At 31.1% G+C, this 19,275-nt stretch carries 23 protein-coding genes; 11 read left to right on the top strand and 12 right to left on the bottom strand.

Annotated features, from left to right (window positions below; genetic code table 11):
* Positions 1 to 5 precede the first annotated feature (5 nt).
* The 7 genes from hisH to Q0663_RS10065 all read left to right on the top strand — a co-directional run bounded on the left by hisH (position 6) and on the right by Q0663_RS10065 (position 5,164).
* On the top strand, positions 6 to 587 hold the full coding sequence (gene hisH / locus Q0663_RS10095; protein WP_299010385.1) for an imidazole glycerol phosphate synthase subunit HisH: 582 nt from the start codon (positions 6 to 8) through the stop codon (positions 585 to 587).
* Positions 588 to 599: 12 nt separating this feature from the next.
* Positions 600 to 1,316: a 1-(5-phosphoribosyl)-5-[(5-phosphoribosylamino)methylideneamino]imidazole-4-carboxamide isomerase gene (gene hisA, locus Q0663_RS10090; RefSeq protein ID WP_299010382.1), complete on the top strand. Its 717-nt coding sequence runs from the start codon at positions 600 to 602 to the stop codon at positions 1,314 to 1,316.
* Between the two features lie 3 nt (positions 1,317 to 1,319).
* Positions 1,320 to 2,072 (top strand): imidazole glycerol phosphate synthase subunit HisF, encoded by a 753-nt coding sequence (hisF, locus tag Q0663_RS10085; RefSeq protein ID WP_299010379.1) that lies wholly within the window; start codon positions 1,320 to 1,322, stop codon positions 2,070 to 2,072.
* Positions 2,069 to 2,656, top strand: coding sequence for a bifunctional phosphoribosyl-AMP cyclohydrolase/phosphoribosyl-ATP diphosphatase HisIE (gene hisIE, locus Q0663_RS10080; RefSeq protein WP_299010376.1), 588 nt, complete (start codon positions 2,069 to 2,071; stop codon positions 2,654 to 2,656). Before hisF ends, hisIE begins: the two co-directional genes overlap by 4 nt.
* A gap of 18 nt (positions 2,657 to 2,674) precedes the next feature.
* Complete coding sequence (locus Q0663_RS10075) at positions 2,675 to 3,832, top strand: SAM-dependent methyltransferase (protein WP_299010373.1); 1,158 nt, start codon at positions 2,675 to 2,677, stop codon at positions 3,830 to 3,832.
* Between the two features lie 10 nt (positions 3,833 to 3,842).
* A complete protein-coding gene (locus Q0663_RS10070; protein WP_299010370.1) occupies positions 3,843 to 4,412 on the top strand; it encodes a Crp/Fnr family transcriptional regulator in 570 nt (189 codons plus the stop codon).
* 77 nt (positions 4,413 to 4,489) lie between these two features.
* Positions 4,490 to 5,164, top strand: coding sequence for a type 1 glutamine amidotransferase domain-containing protein (locus Q0663_RS10065; protein WP_299010367.1), 675 nt, complete (start codon positions 4,490 to 4,492; stop codon positions 5,162 to 5,164).
* 56 nt (positions 5,165 to 5,220) lie between these two features.
* Here the strand turns inward: Q0663_RS10065 and Q0663_RS10060 are convergent, their stop codons facing one another.
* From Q0663_RS10060 to Q0663_RS10010, 11 genes are read right to left on the bottom strand one after another with little or no spacing between them, the layout of a single operon-like run.
* Positions 5,221 to 5,619: a hypothetical protein gene (locus Q0663_RS10060; RefSeq protein WP_299010364.1), complete on the bottom strand. Its 399-nt coding sequence runs from the start codon at positions 5,617 to 5,619 to the stop codon at positions 5,221 to 5,223.
* Between the two features lie 42 nt (positions 5,620 to 5,661).
* Positions 5,662 to 6,483, bottom strand: a complete 822-nt coding sequence (locus Q0663_RS10055; protein WP_299010361.1) for a DUF1853 family protein — start codon at positions 6,481 to 6,483, stop codon at positions 5,662 to 5,664.
* 6 nt (positions 6,484 to 6,489) lie between these two features.
* Entirely contained in the window at positions 6,490 to 6,993 is a 504-nt protein-coding gene (locus tag Q0663_RS10050) for an OmpH family outer membrane protein (protein WP_299010358.1), read from the bottom strand.
* 50 nt (positions 6,994 to 7,043) lie between these two features.
* Positions 7,044 to 7,970, bottom strand: a complete 927-nt coding sequence (gene miaA, locus Q0663_RS10045) for a tRNA (adenosine(37)-N6)-dimethylallyltransferase MiaA (RefSeq protein WP_299010355.1) — start codon at positions 7,968 to 7,970, stop codon at positions 7,044 to 7,046.
* Complete coding sequence (locus Q0663_RS10040; RefSeq protein WP_299010352.1) at positions 7,971 to 8,786, bottom strand: ion transporter; 816 nt, start codon at positions 8,784 to 8,786, stop codon at positions 7,971 to 7,973.
* A 32-nt stretch (positions 8,787 to 8,818) separates the two neighbouring features.
* On the bottom strand, positions 8,819 to 9,916 hold the full coding sequence (locus Q0663_RS10035) for an exonuclease domain-containing protein (RefSeq protein ID WP_299010349.1): 1,098 nt from the start codon (positions 9,914 to 9,916) through the stop codon (positions 8,819 to 8,821).
* Positions 9,917 to 9,950: 34 nt separating this feature from the next.
* Positions 9,951 to 10,619, bottom strand: coding sequence for a YggS family pyridoxal phosphate-dependent enzyme (locus Q0663_RS10030; RefSeq protein WP_299010346.1), 669 nt, complete (start codon positions 10,617 to 10,619; stop codon positions 9,951 to 9,953).
* Positions 10,620 to 10,643: 24 nt separating this feature from the next.
* Positions 10,644 to 11,882, bottom strand: coding sequence for a DUF1015 domain-containing protein (locus Q0663_RS10025; RefSeq protein WP_299010343.1), 1,239 nt, complete (start codon positions 11,880 to 11,882; stop codon positions 10,644 to 10,646).
* Positions 11,883 to 11,885: 3 nt separating this feature from the next.
* Positions 11,886 to 12,839 (bottom strand): D-2-hydroxyacid dehydrogenase, encoded by a 954-nt coding sequence (locus Q0663_RS10020; RefSeq protein ID WP_299010340.1) that lies wholly within the window; start codon positions 12,837 to 12,839, stop codon positions 11,886 to 11,888.
* A gap of 43 nt (positions 12,840 to 12,882) precedes the next feature.
* Positions 12,883 to 13,947: a 3-phosphoserine/phosphohydroxythreonine transaminase gene (gene serC, locus Q0663_RS10015; RefSeq protein WP_299010337.1), complete on the bottom strand. Its 1,065-nt coding sequence runs from the start codon at positions 13,945 to 13,947 to the stop codon at positions 12,883 to 12,885.
* Between the two features lie 52 nt (positions 13,948 to 13,999).
* Entirely contained in the window at positions 14,000 to 15,061 is a 1,062-nt protein-coding gene (locus tag Q0663_RS10010; protein ID WP_299010334.1) for an acyl-CoA reductase, read from the bottom strand.
* Positions 15,062 to 15,132: 71 nt separating this feature from the next.
* On the opposite strand from Q0663_RS10010, the gene Q0663_RS10005 reads away from it, so the two are divergent.
* The 3 genes from Q0663_RS10005 (at position 15,133) to Q0663_RS09995 (ending at position 17,437) form a co-directional block, all read left to right on the top strand.
* Positions 15,133 to 15,483: a 4Fe-4S dicluster domain-containing protein gene (locus Q0663_RS10005; RefSeq protein WP_047788857.1), complete on the top strand. Its 351-nt coding sequence runs from the start codon at positions 15,133 to 15,135 to the stop codon at positions 15,481 to 15,483.
* A gap of 103 nt (positions 15,484 to 15,586) precedes the next feature.
* Entirely contained in the window at positions 15,587 to 16,678 is a 1,092-nt protein-coding gene (gene ychF, locus Q0663_RS10000) for a redox-regulated ATPase YchF (protein ID WP_073184091.1), read from the top strand.
* Between the two features lie 84 nt (positions 16,679 to 16,762).
* Positions 16,763 to 17,437, top strand: a complete 675-nt coding sequence (locus tag Q0663_RS09995; protein ID WP_047788854.1) for a DUF2461 domain-containing protein — start codon at positions 16,763 to 16,765, stop codon at positions 17,435 to 17,437.
* Here Q0663_RS09995 and Q0663_RS09990 read toward each other — a convergent pair.
* Positions 17,434 to 18,771 carry an MATE family efflux transporter gene (locus tag Q0663_RS09990; protein WP_299010319.1) on the bottom strand — a complete coding sequence of 446 codons (1,338 nt, stop codon included), beginning with the start codon at positions 18,769 to 18,771 and terminating at the stop codon, positions 17,434 to 17,436. The genes Q0663_RS09995 and Q0663_RS09990 overlap by 4 nt on opposite strands.
* A gap of 89 nt (positions 18,772 to 18,860) precedes the next feature.
* On the opposite strand from Q0663_RS09990, the gene Q0663_RS09985 reads away from it, so the two are divergent.
* Positions 18,861 to 19,247: a thioesterase family protein gene (locus tag Q0663_RS09985; protein ID WP_299010316.1), complete on the top strand. Its 387-nt coding sequence runs from the start codon at positions 18,861 to 18,863 to the stop codon at positions 19,245 to 19,247.
* Positions 19,248 to 19,275 lie beyond the last annotated feature (28 nt).

Below are 19,275 nucleotides of genomic sequence, written 5' to 3'. Positions count from 1 at the left end.
AAAATATGATAGCTATTATAAAATATAATGCAGGAAATATACGATCTGTACAAAATTCGCTAACTCGCTTGGGGTACGAAAGTATTATCACAGATAATCCAGCAGAAATACAATTGGCAGATAAAGTAATATTTCCAGGAGTTGGAGAAGCTGGTTCAGCAATGCAATACTTGAAAGAAAGAAATCTTGATGAATTAATAGCCTCATTAAAACAACCGGTATTAGGAATTTGTTTAGGACTACAACTAATGTGTACATATTCAGAGGAAGGAAATACCAAATGTTTGGGCATTTTTGATGCACGTACGAAACAGTTTCCTCCAAAAGAAAAAGTCTCGCACATAGGGTGGAATAATTTTTCGGAATTAAAGTCAGCTGAATTACTAAAAAATATAACTCTAAATGATGATGTGTATTACGTTCATGGGTATTATGCAGAAGTATGTGAAAACACACTAGCAACCTGTGATTATATTACTCCGTTTAGTACCATTATACAGAAAGATAATTTTTATGCGATGCAGTTTCACCCTGAAAAATCAGCTGATGTAGGAGAGCAATTATTGAAGAATTTTTTAGAGTTATAAAAAGAAATTAAAATGAGAATTATACCCGCAATAGATATCATAGAAGGTAAATGTGTTCGTTTGACTAAAGGCGACTACAATACCAAAAAAATATATAACGAGAACCCGTTAGAAGTAGCGAAAGAGTTTGAGACAAACGGAATAGAATACTTACATGTTGTTGATTTAGACGGGGCAAAATCGAGTAAAATTATAAACTATAAAATAGTAGAACAAATAGCAACAAAAACCAATTTAAAAATTGATTTTGGAGGAGGTTTAAAGTCAGATGAAGATGCTCGAATTGCATTTGAAAGTGGCGCTAATCAAATAACAGGAGGTAGTATAGCTGTAAAGAATCCGGATACATTTATTGGATGGTTGACTAAATATGGAAAGGATAAAATAATTTTAGGAGCCGATTGTAAAGACAGGAAAATAGCAACTAATGGTTGGTTAGAAACCTCAGAAGTTGATGTTGTTGAGTTTATAAGTGAATATCAAGAAATAGGTATTGCGAATACTATTTGTACCGATGTAGCTAAAGATGGAATGTTACAAGGCGCTTCTTTAGATTTATATCTTGAAATTATGAGTAAAACCTCAGTCAACTTAATAGCCAGTGGAGGAGTAGCCAATATCAATGACTTACATCGATTAAAAGAAATTGGTTGTGAAGGAGCCATTGTAGGAAAAGCCATTTATGAAGGAAATATAAGTTTAAAAGAATTACAAGAATTTATAAGCTAAAACATGTTAAAGAAAAGAATTATCCCGTGTTTGGATATAAAAAACGGACGAACTGTAAAAGGAGTTAATTTTATAGATATTAAAGATGCTGGAGATCCAGTTGAATTGGCTAAACAGTACGTGAAACAAGGAGCTGATGAGTTGGTTTTTCTGGACATTACGGCTACGTTAGAAAATAGAAAAACTTTAGTAGAATTAGTAAAAACGATAGCACAAGAAATTAATATTCCATTTACTGTTGGTGGAGGAATTAGTGCTGTAGAGGATGCAGTGGCTTTAATCCAAGCAGGTGCAGATAAAGTGAGTATCAACTCTTCTGCAGTTAAAAATCCGCAATTAATTACTGATTTAAAAAACCGATTCGGAAGTCAGTTTGTTGTGGTTGCGATTGATACTAAAAATGTAAATGGTAATTGGAAAGTGTTCACTAAAGGAGGTACTGTTGAAACCGAATTAGAAACTGTGAGTTGGGCAAAAGAGGTAGAAAAATTAGGAGCTGGTGAAATTCTATTAACCTCCATGAATAGTGATGGTACCAAAAAAGGATTTGACATTGAAGTAACCAATGTAGTTAGTAAAACGGTAAATATTCCTGTAATAGCTTCAGGGGGAGCAGGAAAAGCAGAGCACTTTACAGAAGTATTTACCAAAACCGAAGCTAGTGCGGGATTAGCTGCTAGCATTTTTCACTTTAGTGAAATCCCTATACCAACATTAAAAAACGAATTAAAAACACAAAATATTCCTATACGATGAATATAGATTTTACAAAAGGAAATGGGTTAGTTCCTGTTGTTATTCAAAACAATACTACTTTGCAGGTGTTAATGCTAGGTCATATGAATAATGAAGCCTTTACCAAAACACAAAAAGAAGGAAAAGTTACTTTTTATAGCCGAAGTAAAAATAGACTTTGGACAAAAGGTGAAGAATCAGGAAATTTTTTATGGGTAAAAGATATTCAAATAGATTGTGATAATGATACTTTATTGATTAAAGTAACTCCAGAAGGACCAACCTGTCATAAAGGAACAACTTCTTGTTTTGGAGAAGAAACCTCTAAAGGTTTTTTATATTCGCTAGAAAGTACTATTTCTGACAGAATAGATAATGATGTTGAAACGTCTTACACAAATAAACTTTTTAAAAAAGGCATTAATAAAGTAGCTCAAAAAGTAGGAGAGGAGGCTGTAGAAGTAGTTATTGAAGCGAAAGACAATAATGATGAATTATTTAAAAACGAGGCTGCCGATTTATTATATCACTATTTAATCTTACTAAAAGCTAAAGGTTTTACAATTACTGATATTGAAGAAGTTTTACAAAGTAGAGTAAAATAAAGATAGTATTTTTGCAACATGAAAGAAGCCTTACATCAACTGTTTACTGAATTTCAAAATAGTATTCAAAAAAATGATTTTGTAAAACTAACGGTAAGTAAACCTATTCGTAAAAGTGACGAATTGTCAAATGTGTATGTTCGACAAATTGAATTAAAAGGAGAAAAACATTTTCAGTTTTTATATAGATATACTACAAATGACCAAGTTAAAAACTATGATTTTGAAGAAAGTGTAGAAGAATTAACAAATTTACTTTCTGAAAAATTTAGAGCTGCAACTTTATTTACACTATCGAACGATTTGTTGGTCTTTATATCAAAAAAGAAAAAGGTGAGCTTTAAAACCACAAAACCAAGTTTTAAAAATAAATTACCTGAAACACACGATAAACCTAAAGAAAAGAGAGCAGAAAATAGTGCGTATTTGTATCACTTAGGTGTAACAGATAAAGAAGGAAGGGTAATTCCTAAAATGGCGGATAAATACCGTCAAATTAACAAGTATTTAGAAATTATCGAAGCGCAGATACAATCGGTTAAGTTACCTAATCATATCAATATTGTTGATATGGGTTCAGGAAAAGGCTATTTAACTTTTGCTTTGTATGATTATTTGGTGAATCAGAAAGGGTATACAGCAAGCGTTACAGGTATTGAGCTACGAGAAAGTTTGGTGAATTACTGTAACGATATTGCCAAAAAGTGTGATTTTAAGGGCTTATTGTTTGTAGCACAACCAATTCAGGAGTACGATAACAATAAAATAGATATTTTAATAGCTTTACATGCTTGTGATACAGCTACAGATGATGCTATATACAAAGGTTTGGTTTCAAAAGCAGAATTGATTGTTTGTGCTCCGTGTTGTCATAAACAAATTCGTAAACAAGTAAAAGGAAAAGAACAGGAGAGTCCCTTATTAAAATATGGAATTTTTAAAGAACGTCAGTTTGAAATGGTTACTGACACCATACGCGCTTTAATTTTAGAGAAGAATAATTATACTACGAAAGTTTTTGAATTTATAAGCAACGAACATACACGTAAAAATGTAATGTTGATAGGTGCTAAATCATCTAAAAAAGTAGATAAAAAACGTATTGAAGCTAAAATTTCAGATTTAAAAGAAACTTATCAAATAGAGCAACACTATTTAGAGGGATTACTACTATAATGTTTTTATAATGTGTACATCTGTTAGTAATGTATTTAAAGATCTTCAATTAGAAAATGAAGAATTAAAAGTAGTTGAGAGTATTTTTTCGGAAGTAACCTATAAAAAAGGGGATACCATTTTACATACTAACGAAAAAGTATACTATCAATACTATGTGGTAAAAGGGTGTTTACGAACATTTTTTATGGATGCTAAAGGAAAAGAGCACACGATACAATTTGCTATTAATGATTGGTGGATTAGTGATTATATAGGTTATTTTTCCGAATCAGAATCTGTACTTTCTATTGAGTGTATTACAGATGCTACTGTGTTAAAAGTAGCCAAGAGCGATTTGGATAGTATCTATGAAAAAGTACCCAAAATAGAACATTTTTTTAGAAAAAAGTTAGAACGCTCAACGGTACGATTTCAGAAGAGAATTTTAAATAACTTAGTATTATCAGCTAAAGAAAGGTATCATTTGTTTTTACAAACCTATCCAAACATAGAGCAACAAATTAAAAACTATCATTTAGCATCTTATTTAGGAATAACAACCGAAAGTTTAAGTAGAATACGAAAAGATACATTATAAGCCTCTTTATTACCATACATCAATTTTTTTACAATTTTCATATTCTAATTTTGGGGTAACTTAAAAATAGAAATAATATGAAAAAAGTAGTATTTGTACTTACTAGTCATGAAGAACTAGGAGATACAGGGGAAAAAACAGGATTTTGGATTGAAGAATTTGCAGCACCTTATTATTTATTAAAAGATAAAGGAGTAGAAGTAACTTTAGCATCTCCAAAAGGAGGACAACCTCCAATTGATCCAAAAAGTAACGAACCAGATTTTCAAACACCAGCTACACATCGTTTTAATAAAGATGAAGAACTTCAAGCTGTATTGGCAAACACAATGAAATTGAGTGAAGTTAAAGAAGGTGATTATGATGCTATTTTTTACCCTGGAGGACATGGACCTTTATGGGATTTAGCTGAAAATAAAGATTCTGTAGCTTTAATAGAAACTTTTTATACAAACAATAAACCAGTAGGAGCTGTTTGTCATGCACCTATAGTATTAAAAGATGCTAAAGTAAATGGAGAACCTTTAGTTAAAGATAAAAAAGTAACTGGTTTTTCTAATACAGAAGAAGATGCAGTGCAATTAACTTCAATTGTACCATTTTTAGTGGAAGATGAGTTAAAAAATAATGGAGGAATCTATAGTAAAGCAGGAGATTGGCAAGAATATGTGATTGAAGACAGTAATTTAATTACGGGACAAAATCCAGCATCATCAGAATTAGTTGCAGAAAAATTATTCGCAAAATTATAATTAGAAAAACTAAAACGCTTAGAAAATCATTTCTAAGCGTTTTTTACTACTAAAAGTTATATTCCTTCACCTGATAAGTTAATTACCAATTCTCCTAGCTCGTGCTTTATTACAATAATTACATTTCTAGTACCTATATGTGTAGGAGTAAAAACAACATCAAAGTAAGTAGCTGTTGTTATATTTGTACCTATTGATAGACCTTTAACCTGAAAGTCTTCACGGTGTTGGCCTTCAACTTTTATTCCAGTGACTCTTGTATCTAAGTCACATTCATTTATTAGGTTAACTTCTATATACTTACTCGAATAAACTTCAGCTTCTAATTTAGAATAATCATTTTCAAAAGCTATGTCGACATCAATACAAGAAAGTATGTCTTCTTCGACTTCAAAACAAGATGTTAATGTGGTTAAAGTGAATAGAAGTAAAAAAGAGAGTTTGAAATATTTCATAGATTTTTTTGTAGGCAAATTTAATAAGTAATTTGAAATACACTAATTATTCCACCAGACCACAAAAAATTTAAAAAGTTCACCGTTTGATTTCTTTAGCCAGCAAAGAGGAGCATTTTCTTCATTTAAAAATTGTTGAAGTTTATTTTGAAAAGTTTCAAAAGTTAACCAGTTAATATTTGAATATGGATTTACTAACCAGTTGTGTTTAGTTGGAATATAGAATTTACAATCGGAAAATTGTGGTAACTCTTTCGGGTAAATATAAAATCCATAAATACACTCATTATTTAGTTGTTTAAAGTTTTTTCCGAAGTCTTTTAAAGGAACAAATAATTGTGCTTTAAAGTATACTTGTTGTATTATTTTATCTACATTCAACTTTAATTCATCTAAATAAGTTTTAGTATGATTGGAGTAGAGTAGTGGTAATTGTTTTTCTTGAAGCTTTGTTAGCTTTTGAATAAGAGAATCTCGTCGATTTGGTCCAATCCAATGTTCAACTTCAGAGTTACCAACAGTAGCATCATACAAATAGAATTTATATATAACTTCTAAATGAATTGGTTTCTCATTTTTTAATAGCAAACAATCCAATTCACCTACGGTAATTTTTTCTTTTTGAATTTGAATGTTTTCAGCAAGGATTGATACAGAAGTATCTTGGTTTAATTGAAATGAAACAAAACGTTCTACCAATTTTCCTAAACGTAATTTTTGTGTGATTTCTTGGTTAAACGAAGTTGTTCGAGTTGTTGAAGTAGGAAATTGTTCTAAATCAAAAACACCTTTTCCATGCCATAGAAAAGGTGTTTGTAAAAATCCTTCGTATTGTAATTGTAAGTCTTTTTGTTTTTGGTACATAAAGAATTACTCTTTAATTCCTAGTTTGTCTAATACCAGTTTTGTAATATCAAAACGCTCATCAAGATATCCAAATTCATTTCCTGTAGTTGTTAAAATTTGGGTATAACCATTTTCTTTGGCTACTTCAGCAATTACTTCACTTACTTTTTTATATAACGGGCGTAAACTTTGTTCTCTTTGAATTTGCATCATTGCTGTTCCGTTTTGACGAAATTTAGCCATTTCTTGTTCAAGCACCTGTATTTCTTGAAAACGTGTTTTTTTATCATCATCCGTCATTATTTTTTCTTCCGCTTTAAAAGAATCTACCTTTGTTTTATACTCTGTTGCTTTAATTTGAAAACTAGAATCTAATTGTTTACCATAGTTTTCTACACGTTGTAAAACACCTTTCATTTGTGGCATTTTACTAATTATTAATTCACTGTCTACTGTACCTACTTTCGTTTGTGCATTTGTAAATCCGATAAAAAATAAAGCGAGTATAAATGTGATTTTTAATTTCATAAATTTCTGTGTTTTGTGACAAATATAAAAAAGTGGTTAATGTACGACCCTTAAAATTCGTTAAATTTTATTTTTTTACTCTCAATGGTTGCGATAATGTTATTTACATCTTCTTGAAAATCGAACCAAATAATTTCAGGGTCTTTACGAAACCAAGTTCCTTGGCGTTTGGCAAATCTTCGAGAATTTTTCTTTATTTCTTCAATTGCAAATTCTTTAGCAAAGTTACCTTCAAAATATTCAAATAACTCTCTATATCCTACTGTTTGTAATGCGTTTAGGTTTTTATGAGGATGTAGTTTTTTAGCTTCTTCTATCAAACCGTTTTCAATCATAATAGCTACACGACGATTAATACGATCATACATAATTTCTCTATCGGCTGTCAATCCAATTTTTATAGATTGAAAATTACGAGGTGCTTTAGGTTTATTTTTAAAAGAACTGTATGTTTCTCCAGTTCCTATACAAATCTCTAAAGAACGGATTAATCGATGTGGATTATCTATAGCAATTGTGTTGTAAGCTTCTAAATCAAGGTTTTTTAATTGGTTTTGAAGGTGTTCTATACCTTTGTTTTCTAACTCAGTAGTTAAATCTACTCTTATTTGTGAGTCTACATCAGGAAAATAATCTAATCCTTTTAAAACAGCATCTACATACAAACCACTTCCGCCTACCATTATTTGAATAGGGTTTTTAGTAAATAGTTCGTTTAGAGTTTTTAATGCATCTTTTTCAAACTGTCCTACTGAATAATTTTCAAAAACACTTCTGTTTTGAATAAAATGATGTGGAGCAGAAGCAAGTTCATCAGCATCTGGAACTGCTGTTCCTATAGTCATTTCTTTATAAAACTGACGAGAGTCACACGAAATAATTTCACAATTAAAGTGCTGAGCTAGTTTAATGCTTAGTGCTGTTTTACCAATAGCAGTTGCACCAACAATCGTAATTAATGTGTTTTTTTGAGACATTTAGTTCAGTTTTGTACCGCAATGATAACAAAATTTTGCATCATCTTTATGTCCTTCAAAGGAGCAATTTGGGCAAGATTGAGTGTTTAGGTGTACCTTTTTTTTAGTCATTTCGGAACTTACAATTCCTGTAGGTATCGCAATAATAGCATAACCAATAATTACTGTAATACTTGCAATAAATTGCCCTAAAGCGGTTTGCGGAGCAATATCTCCATAACCAACGGTTGTAAGTGTTACTATTGACCAATAAATGCTTCTAGGAATACTTGTAAAGCCGTTTTCAGCCCCTTCAATAAAATACATTACGGAACCTAAAATGATACAGATAATCAACACAAAATAAAGAAATACTCCAATTTTAGCTTTACTAGCGTTTAAAGCTTTTATTAATTGATTGGATTCCCCAATATATCTAGAGACTTTTAAAATTCTGAAGACTCTTAATAAACGTAATGCTCTTAATGCTATTAAACTACTATGTGTACCCACAAAAAAGAACGTTAGGTACATAGGAATAGTAGAAAGTAAATCTATAATACCATAAAAGCTAAAAATGTATTTTGTTGGTTTTTTTATTGAAATTATTCGAAGGATGTATTCAATTGAAAAAAAGATGGTAATAACCCACTCAGATACGTATAAGAAATTATGATGCTTATTGTCAAAGCTTTCAACACTTTCAAGCATTACTAATATAATACTTGCTAAAATTACAAATAATAAAGCAATATCAAATAACCTACCAGCAGTTGTATCTGCTTCATAGATTACTTCGTGTAATTTTTCTCTCCAATTAAGTGTTTTATTATCCAAAAGGTCAGGTTTTTGAATGCTTTATAGCAATATTACAAATTATTTTCAACTTGTAATCGTACTATTTTAGACACTTTATTTTTTAGTAAATAATTTTTGATTATTGTTTTTGCTAGCTCTTTGTGTTCAATAGAAGTTAGCATTGATTTTAGAATAGACAATTGATTTTCTTGAAATGCAAGATTGGTATAGGTATATCCTACAACTTCATTTTTCTCAATTAAAATTACAGCATGCTCTCCCGGAGTTCTACCTTTATCAATAATAAGCATGTTATCATGATTAAAGTTTTTATCTGTAATTTTTCTTTTTCTAATGATATTGTACTTAGGTTTTAGCTTTTCAAGTTCTAAATGATATTTTAAACGGGTAAAAAGCATATTCCCAGTTTCTTCATAAGAAACTTTACTAACTCTTTTTATTACTTTTAATGCTTTTCTAGTTTCTTTTAAAAAGAGTTTGTTAGTTTCTTGCCTTATATTTTTACCTCTCCCTACAAAAATGATTGTTCCTTCGTGGTTATGAACATAAAAAAGACCTTCTTTTTCAGGCAAACTATCTAATATTCTTTGAATACGAAACTTTTCATGTCTGTTGTCAAAATACTTTATAGATTGTTGAATGATACCTTTCTCAACATCTTTATCTATTAATAGTTTAAATAATTGTACCGTAGCTAATGCGTCACCTGTTGCTCTATGACGATCAGACATAGGAATTCCTAAAAACTTACAGAGTTTTCCTAGACTATGAGATGGTGACTCTGGAATTAGTTTTTTGCTTAAACTAACTGTACATAGTGTATTTCGTTTGTATTTATAACCTAACCTGTCAAATTCGGTACGAAGAATACGATAATCAAAATTAGCATTGTGAGCTACAATAATGCAATCTTGAGTTATTTCAACAATTCTTTTCGCTATTTCATAAAACTTGGGCGCATTTCGTAGCATTTTATTATTAATACCAGTAAGTTTTACAACAAATTCCTGAATTTCTCTTTCTGGATTTACTAAGCTAATGAATTGATCTATAATTTGATGTCCGTCATATTTATAGATGGCAATTTCTGTAATTCCTTCTTCGTTATATTTTCCTCCAGTAGTTTCAATGTCTAAAATAGCGTACAAATCTCTCCCCTTTTTTAAGCTAATCTATGTAAATCTAAGCAATATAATTTCTAACTCCAAAAATAGAGCTCCCTATTCGTACCATAGTACTGCCATTTTTTATGGCTAATTCATAATCACCACTCATTCCCATAGATAATGTTTGTAAATTAGGATAGCTTTCTTGATTCTTATTAAAAAAAATAGCTAACGATGAAAATTCCTCTTGTAATTGCTCTTGGTTATCTGTAAAAGTAGCCATCCCCATTAAACCAACAATTTTTATATTTTTAAGTTCTTTTAATTTTTCTGAAGCTAAAATAGTTTCAATGTCTTCAAAAGGTAACCCAAACTTAGTGTCTTCCTTTGCTATCCTAGCTTGTAACAAACAGTTGATAACTCTATTATGCTTTTTAGCTTGTTTGTCTATTTCTTTTAATGTTTTAAAGCTGTCAACACCATGAATTAAATCAACAAAATGTGCCATATACTTAACCTTATTACGTTGTAAATGACCAATCATATGCCACTTTATGTCTTTAGGTAATTCATCATATTTAGCTACCATTTCTTGTATTTTATTCTCACCAAATATACGCTGCCCAGCATCGTAAGCTTCTTGTAAATCAGCAATAGGTTTAGTTTTAGATACTGCAACTAACGTTACATTTTCTGGTAGTGTTGACTTTATTTTTTGAAGATTTTCTTTAATTCCTGTAATCATAATAATTGTTTATCAGACTTTACACTAAAACTCATAAATAGTTAAAGCACTTCTTAACTTAGGTTCTATGTAGGTTGTTTTCGGTGGCATCATTAAGCCAGCATCAACAATAGTTTTTAGCTCTTGAATATTAGTAGGTAACATTCCAAAAGAAACTTTAAATTCACCACTATCAACCTTTGTTTTTAATTCTAACCCGTCAGATTTGTCTTGAGAATATACAATTTTAGAAGCGTTTCTAATATCCTCAATTCCTAAAATAGGTTCTAATACGGTTGTATATAAAATATAAGCATCTAATTCACTTAAACAGTCAGTAAATTCATAAGCTGATTTACGTAAATATAAAGCATAAAACTCACCATTTAAATACATACTAAAATGATGCTTTTCTTTAGGTCTGTATAGTTCTTGTCCACGATTCTCAATTCTAAAGTGCGTGTCAAGTTCCATTAAAAGTTCTTCAGGAGTTAATCCGTTTAAGTCTCTTATAAATCTATTGAATTCATAAATTTTTACCTGACTTTCAGGTAATAGATAACTCATGAAAAAGTTATAGTCTTCTTTTCCTGTATGTTCAGGATTGTTCTCTGCCAAATTTTGTGCCAATAAACATGAAGATGTTGAACGATGATGCCCATCAGCAATATATAGGGTACTAACATCTTTGAAGGCCATTGCTATTTCTTTAACATCTTTCTCATCACTTATCACCCATAAAAAATGTAAATCCTTATCAGATGTAGAAAACTCATACTCAGCCCTTTTCTTTTGATACTTCTTTACAATAGAATTAATCACATTGTTATCAGGGTAGGTGAGTAGTACAGGTTCTGCATTAAAACCTGTGTTTTTTAAGTAGTTTTCAAATAGTAACTCACGTTCTTTTAACGTGTCTTCGTGCTTTTTTATTACTTCATTATGATAATCTTCTACAGAGGTTGCTGCGATTATTCCACAGAAATTATCATTTGGAGTTATTTTTTGATATATGTAATAAGCAGGAGTTTCATCTTGCTTAAAAACTTCATTTTCTTTGAATTCTAAGTAACGATTGTGTACCAACTTAAAACGTTGTTCTCCTGTTACATCTTGTTTATGGTATTTATATCCAGGATTAATTACATGCAAAAAAGTGTATGGATTAAAATCGAGTTTTGCACCGATTTCTGCAGGAGTATAAATTTCATACGATTTAGAAGATACTAAAGCGACTTTATCTCTGGTGGCTCTAACAGCTTTAAACGGTTTTACAGTTGCCATAGATTATTCGCTTAGTAATTCGATAATTTTGTTAGCAAGTTCAATTCCAGCTCTATCTTGTGCTTCAACAGTTGAAGCACCAATATGAGGTGTCATCGATATTTCAGGATTCATTAATAGTTGAATTTCAGGTCTTGGTTGGTTTTCAAAAACGTCCAATCCTGCATATTTAACCTTTCCACTATCAATAGCATTAACTAAATCAACTTCATTTAGAATACCTCCATGAGAAGTGTTTATAATTCCTACACCATTTTTCATTTTGTCAAACAAAGATGTTTCTATAACATATCCTTCTTGAGCAGGAAGGTGTAGCGTAATAAAGTCTGATTTAGATAATAAATTATCTATAGTTTCTGTTTCAATAAAGAAATCTACTGATTGACCATCGAAAAAAGGAATAGTGATAGTTGCATTGTCTATTTCTACGTCAGTAGCTATCACTTCCATACCTAAAGCTAGTGCAGTTTTTGCAACTTCTTGTCCTACAGTATCAAACCCAATAATACCTAATGTTTTACCTCTTAGCTCAGTTCCTTGCGAGTATTGCTTTTTTAAGGCGTTAAAGCGCATATCTCCTTCTAAAGGCATTTCACGGTTTGACTGGTGTAAAAAACGAACCATTCCAAATAAATGCGCAAATACTAGTTCTGCAATTGAAGTAGCAGAAGCATCTTCACTATTCACAACATGAACTCCATTATCAATAGCATAATCAACATCAATGTTGTCCATTTCGGTTCCTAAGCAAGCAATAAGTTTAATACTTGGGCAAGCATCAATCAACTCTTGTCGTACTTGTGTAGTATTACCTACTGTAATAGCATCAATAGCATGATCGTTTATGTAATTTTCTAATTGCTCTTGTGCAACTTTAGTGTTTATTACTTCAAAACCTTTGTTTTCTAAAGCTTGTATTCCGCTAACGGAAATTCCATCGGTCACTAATATCTTCATCGTTCTTTATATTAAAAATGCCATTATAAAAATGACGTTGTATCTAACTTATTCTTTCTAGTTCTTGCATTACATCTACTAAAGCCTGTACACTGTATAAAGGTAAAGCGTTGTACATGCTTGCACGATAACCACCAACACTTCTATGGCCGCTTAATCCATTAATATTGGCTTCTTGCCACATTTTATCAAACTTAGCTTGCAAGTTTTTATCAGCTAAGGTAAAAGTAGCATTCATATGACTTCGGTCTTCTATAGCAGCGACTCCTTTAAATAAAGGATTTCTATCTATTTCACTATATAAAAGAGCTGATTTCTTCTCATTCACTTTTTCAATGAATTCGATACCTCCTAAATCTTTTAACCACTCTAAGGTTAACATAGAAGTATATACTGCAAATACAGGTGGTGTATTAAACATACTTTCTTTGTCAAGAAATACTTGGTAATTTAACATTGAAGGAATTTGGCGTTCAACTTTTCCTAAAATGTCTTCTTTTATTACAACAAGGGTAGTACCAGCTGGTCCCATATTTTTTTGAGCTCCTGCGTAAATTAAATCAAACTTTGAAAAATCCAGTTGACGAGAAAAAATATCAGAACTCATATCGCATACCATTGGAACTGAAGTTTCAGGAAAACTCTTCATTTGTGTTCCATAAATGGTATTATTACTTGTGCAATGAAAATAGTCTACATCTGTAGGGATTTCATATGTTTTGGGAATATAACTAAAGTTCTTATCTTTTGAAGAAGCTACTTCTACTAATTCGCCGAATAATTTAGCTTCTTTAATTGCTTTATTACTCCAAGTTCCTGTATTTAGGTAAGCTGCTTTTTTATTTAGTAAGTTATAAGCAACCATTAAAAACTGCATACTGGCTCCTCCTTGCAAAAACAATGCTTTGTAGCCTTTATTTTCAAGACCTAATAATTCTAATGCTAAGCTTCTTGCTTTTTCAATTACATCTACAAAAGGTTGACTTCTGTGTGAAATTTCGATTAAAGATAGATTATCATTATTAAAGTCAATAACAGCTTCTGATGCTTTTTTGAGCACTTCTTCAGGTAAAATACAAGGCCCTGCACTAAAGTTATGTTTTTTCATTTGTGTTGTTGTGTTTTGCTACACAAAGGTGCAAATTTATGTAGAGACTCTTTTAAATTTTAGCTAAAAAATCTAGTGTGTTTACACCATCGGCATAGTCCCATAACTTAGGATGTTGTGTCTGTCCGAATTCAATTTCATTTTCAATAAAATTATTAGCTACAACACATTGAATTTGCTCTCTGTCTTCCCACAGTTTAATCTTTAAATCATCTGCATTATCATAGTACTCATAAAAAACAGAAGCGATAGGAGAGGCGTAGCTTTCATCTTCTTTAATCATTAAAAAACCATTCTCTAAAATATCAAACTCACTCATTAAATACACTGCTTTGTTGTAATCGTAATTATTAGCGTATTTAATATTGTTAATGATTTCATGTTGTTGATACATTCCATTGAAAAAAGCATCAAAATTGTAACCTTTAGGAATGAAAATTTTAGAAACTGAGCGGCAGCCTAACCCGAAATAGCGAAAAACATCTTCACTTAAGTTTTGTAATTGTTCTTCAGATTCATTTCCTGTTAAAACAGCAACAGAATTTCTATTCTTTCTTATAATACTAGGTTTATCTTTAAAGTAGTATTCAAAATAACGTGCTGTATTGTTACTACCAGTAGCTATTACCGCATCAAACCCTGTTAGCTTTTCTTCAGTAAACATGATTTTTCTTTTTAATTCAGGTTCAACATATTCTAAATATTTTGCTAAAAAAGGCAATAAATGTTTATCGTTAGACGATTGTTTAACTAATACCGAGTGCCCAGAAATTAGAACTGATAAAAAGTCATGAAAGCCTACTAGCGGAATGTTTCCAGCCATGATAACAGCGACTAATTTAGGTTCGTTGTTACCTAAGTTTTCGTTAGCAATCCACTGAGTTAAGTTTTCAGAAGTGAGTGCTTTTGCCCAATTTTCTATAGAGAATAATATGTTTTCTCTGGTAAACCAGGTGTTATTTTCTCCTGCTATTTTTAATTGATGCTTAAATCCATCAAAAAACAATTCGTTATGTTCTATATGTTCTTTTTTCTCTATTTTTTCTTGAGAAAATTGACTTAAAAATTCTCCTAGTTTATGAAAAGCGTTAATTCTACTTTTTATACTATCCATTTATTTTGGTTCTAAATTAAATTGGAACTATTTTTGCAAATGCAAAGTTACAAAACTGAAAGAGATTAATTATGGCAATTATAATAACTGATGAATGTATAAACTGTGGGGCTTGCGAACCTGAATGTCCTAATACAGCAATTTACGAAGGTGCAGATGACTGGAAATATGCTGATGGAACTGATTTAACAGGGAATATCGTTTTACCAAACGGTAAATCTGCTAATGCGGATGAAGATCAAGAGCCAATTTCAGATGAAATTTATTACATCGTTGTAGACAAGTGTACAGAATGTAAAGGTTTTCATGAAGAGCCACAATGTGCTGCTGTTTGTCCTGTTGATTGTTGTGTTCCTGATGAAGATAATGTAGAAACAGAAGAAGAGTTATTAGCAAAACAACGTTTTATGCATAACGATTAATAAATAAAGCTTAAGAAATATTAGAACCTCGATAGATTTCGAGGTTTTTTTTTATGAATAATAATCTATATTTGCACTCGCAAAATTTCAATAAAACAATAGAATGAAAGCTGGAATTGTAGGATTACCAAACGTAGGGAAATCAACCTTATTTAACTGTTTATCTAACGCAAAAGCGCAAAGTGCAAACTTTCCGTTTTGTACCATTGAACCTAATTTAGGAGTAGTAAATGTACCTGATACTCGTTTAGAAAAGCTAGAAGAACTAGTAAACCCTGAAAGAGTTTTACCAGCAACTGTAGAAATTGTAGATATTGCTGGTTTAGTAAAAGGAGCTAGTAAAGGAGAAGGTTTAGGTAACCAATTCTTAGCTAATATTCGCGAGACAGACGCTATTTTACATGTGTTACGTTGCTTTGATAACGATAATATAGTACATGTTGATGGTTCAGTAGATCCTATTCGTGATAAAGAAACTATTGATATTGAACTTCAGTTAAAAGATTTAGAAACTGTTCAAAAGCGTTTAGAGCGTGTGAAAAGAACAGCTAAAACAGGTAATAAGGAAGCACAAGTTGAATTAGAAATTCTATTAAAGGTTGAAGAAACATTATTAGAAGGAAAATCTGTTCGTTCTATAGAGTTTACAGAAAAAGAAGAGGAATTTGTAAAGCCTTTACAGTTTATTACTGCAAAACCAGTTTTATACGTGTGCAACGTTGATGAAGGTTCAGCAGTTTCAGGAAATGCTTATGTTGATAAAGTAAAAGAAGCGGTAGCACATGAAAATGCTGAAGTTATTGTATTAGCAGTAGGTACAGAAGCAGATATTACAGAATTAGATGATTATGAAGAGCGTCAGATGTTCTTAGCTGATATCGGATTAGAAGAAGCAGGAGTTTCTCGTTTAGTTCGTTCGGCTTATAAGTTATTAAACTTACAAACTTATTTCACTGCAGGTGTAAAAGAAGTAAGAGCTTGGACAATTCCTGTAGGTGCTACTGCACCTCAAGCGGCAGGAGTTATTCACACTGATTTTGAAAAAGGGTTTATCCGCGCTGAGACTATTAGTTATGATGATTATGTATCATTTGGTAGTGAAGCTAAAGTGAAAGAAGCAGGTAAAATGAGAGTAGAAGGAAAGGAGTATATCGTTAAAGATGGTGATATTATGCACTTTAGATTTAACGTATAATTTTCTTCATTAATAAAGCATAAACTCCACTAAATTTTAGTGGAGTTTTTTTGTATCTTAGATGTTCAAATTCGCTTACTTACTATGCAAATAGAAAAACAAACATTTCAGTTTTTAAAAGACTTAAAAGAAAATAACAATCGAGAATGGTTTACAGAGCATAAACCTCGATTCACAGAAGCTCAAAATAACGCAAAAGCTGTATACAAAACCATTCAAGATAATTTAAACAAGCATGATGAGATAGATAAGTTTAAGCTATTTAGAATTTACAGAGATGTACGTTTTTCAAAAGATAAAACACCGTATAAAACACATTTTGGAGGTTCTTTTCATAGAAAGAAACCAGCATTAAGGGGAGGGTATTATTTACATATTTCCCCAGGCGATAGTTTTGTTGCTGGCGGATTCTGGGAGCCTAATAAAGAAGATCTTTTACGTATTCGAAAGGAATTTGAAGTAGATGCTTCTGAAATTAGAGAAATTTTAAAAGAAAAGAACTACGTACAACATTTTGGAGGTAAATTAGAAGGAGATGAGCTTAAAACAGCTCCTAAAGGATTTGATAAGCAACATCCAGATATCGATTTGATTCGCAAAAAAGGATATATAGCTATTCAACGTTTTACAGACAAAGAAGTATTAGCTCCCGATTTTCTAACAAAAGTAGATGACTCTTTTAAAGCACTTCGTCCTTTTTTTAATTATATGAGTGATGTGCTAACTACAAATTTAAATGGAGAGAGTATTTTAGATTAATTTAGGTGTAATTTCACTTCTCTTTTCAAATAAGCATAGGTAAGCGCAGTGGATAAAACATCTGCAATAGGAAAAGACATCCATACACCATTTGTGCCATAAAATTTAGGAAGTATATACACTAAAGGAATTAAAAAGAACCCTTGTTTTAAAAGTGTTAATAATAGTGCAGGCAACGCTTTACCTGCTGCTTGAAAGTAGGCAGATCCGATTAATTGGGTGGTTATTACTGGTGTTGCCAAGAAAGCTACTATTAATGCATCTGGAGTAAGTTTTAATAGTTTTTCGTCTTCTGTAAAAACACCAACTAATTCAGATGGAAATAGCATTATCAGAATAAAAATTAAAACAGCGATACCTGTACCAAAAAGGATAGATTTATTTATAGTTTCCTTTACTCTTTCTGTATTATTGGCTCCATAATTATATCCTGCAATAGGTAAAAAACCTTGCGTAACTCCTAAAACAGGAAATAAAGCAAATAACATAACTCTGTTAATAATACCATAAATCGCAATTGAAATTTCGCCTCCATACTTAAAAAGAGAATAGTTTAAGACTATAGTTAATACACTTATTGTTCCTTGTCTTACTATTGTTACACCTCCTAAAGAAACAATCTCTTTTACAATAGAAAAGTTAAGCTTAAAATACTTCGGAATAATTTTTAATTCAGTCTTTTTTGAAATAAAAAACCATAAAATGAATAATCCGCTTACAGCATATGAAATAGAGGTTGCTAAACCAGCACCGTACATCCCTAAATTCATAAACTTTATAAAAACTATATCTAAAAAAATATTGGCTATGGCAGGAAACAACATGGTTAACATAGCATAATTAGGTTTCCCAACTGCTCTAACAACAGGATTCCCCATCATAGCAAAAGCCAAAAAAGGAACGCCCCAAACAATTACATTAAAATACTCAGTTGCAGGTATTATAATATCACCATTAGCCCCAAAAAGCTGTAAAATAGGAGTGCTAAAAAATGTTCCTAAGAGTACGAATAAAACAGATAATGCTATGGTTAATGAAATTTGATTCCCAAAAACTTCAAATGCTTTATTATCTTTGTTTGCTCCTAAGGCTCTAGAAATTATAGAGCTACCTCCAATTCCAACTCCCATACCAATAGAAGAAATTAAAAAAGCAATAGGTAATACCACAGTGATTGCAGCAATAGCGAGTACGCCAATCCATCTTCCCACAAAAATGGTGTCAACAATCATATTAATCGACATTACTAAAATTCCAATAGAAGCAGGGATAGCTTGTTTTAAAATAAGTTGACTAATACTTTTTGTACCTAGGTCGTTGGCGATTGTATTCATGCTGACTAAATTAACACGAATTATTCATCGAAAATAAAAACAAAGTTAGATTTAAGTAATAATTAACATCAATCCTGTAAGTTTGTCTTATGAATTTATTTGAACAAAAGCATATCGTAACTTCAGAAGAAATAGACGAATATAACCATGTAAACAATGTGGTATATGTACAATGGATGCAAAACATTTCAGATGCTCATTGGAAAGAGCTTTCTAAAAATGTTGAAAATTTCGATTATGTGTGGTTTGTTATTAGACATGAAGTTGATTATAAAAATCAAGCCGTATTAGGAGATGAAGTTACGCTTAGGACTTGGGTTGGAAAAACAGAAGGGATAAGATCTGTACGTCATTTTGAAATGTATAGAGGAGAAACTTTGTTAGTAAAATCTCAAACTACATTTTGTTTGTTAGATGCTAACACAAAAAAGCCTAAAAGAATTACGAAAGAGGTAACAAACTTATTGTTACCGTAAAAGAAACAATATCTTTGCACTTATAAAT

It is taken from the genome of uncultured Tenacibaculum sp., from assembly GCF_947504135.1.
Taxonomy (GTDB): Bacteria; Bacteroidota; Bacteroidia; order Flavobacteriales; family Flavobacteriaceae; genus Polaribacter.
This window is presented reverse-complemented; position numbering and strand designations above follow the sequence as displayed.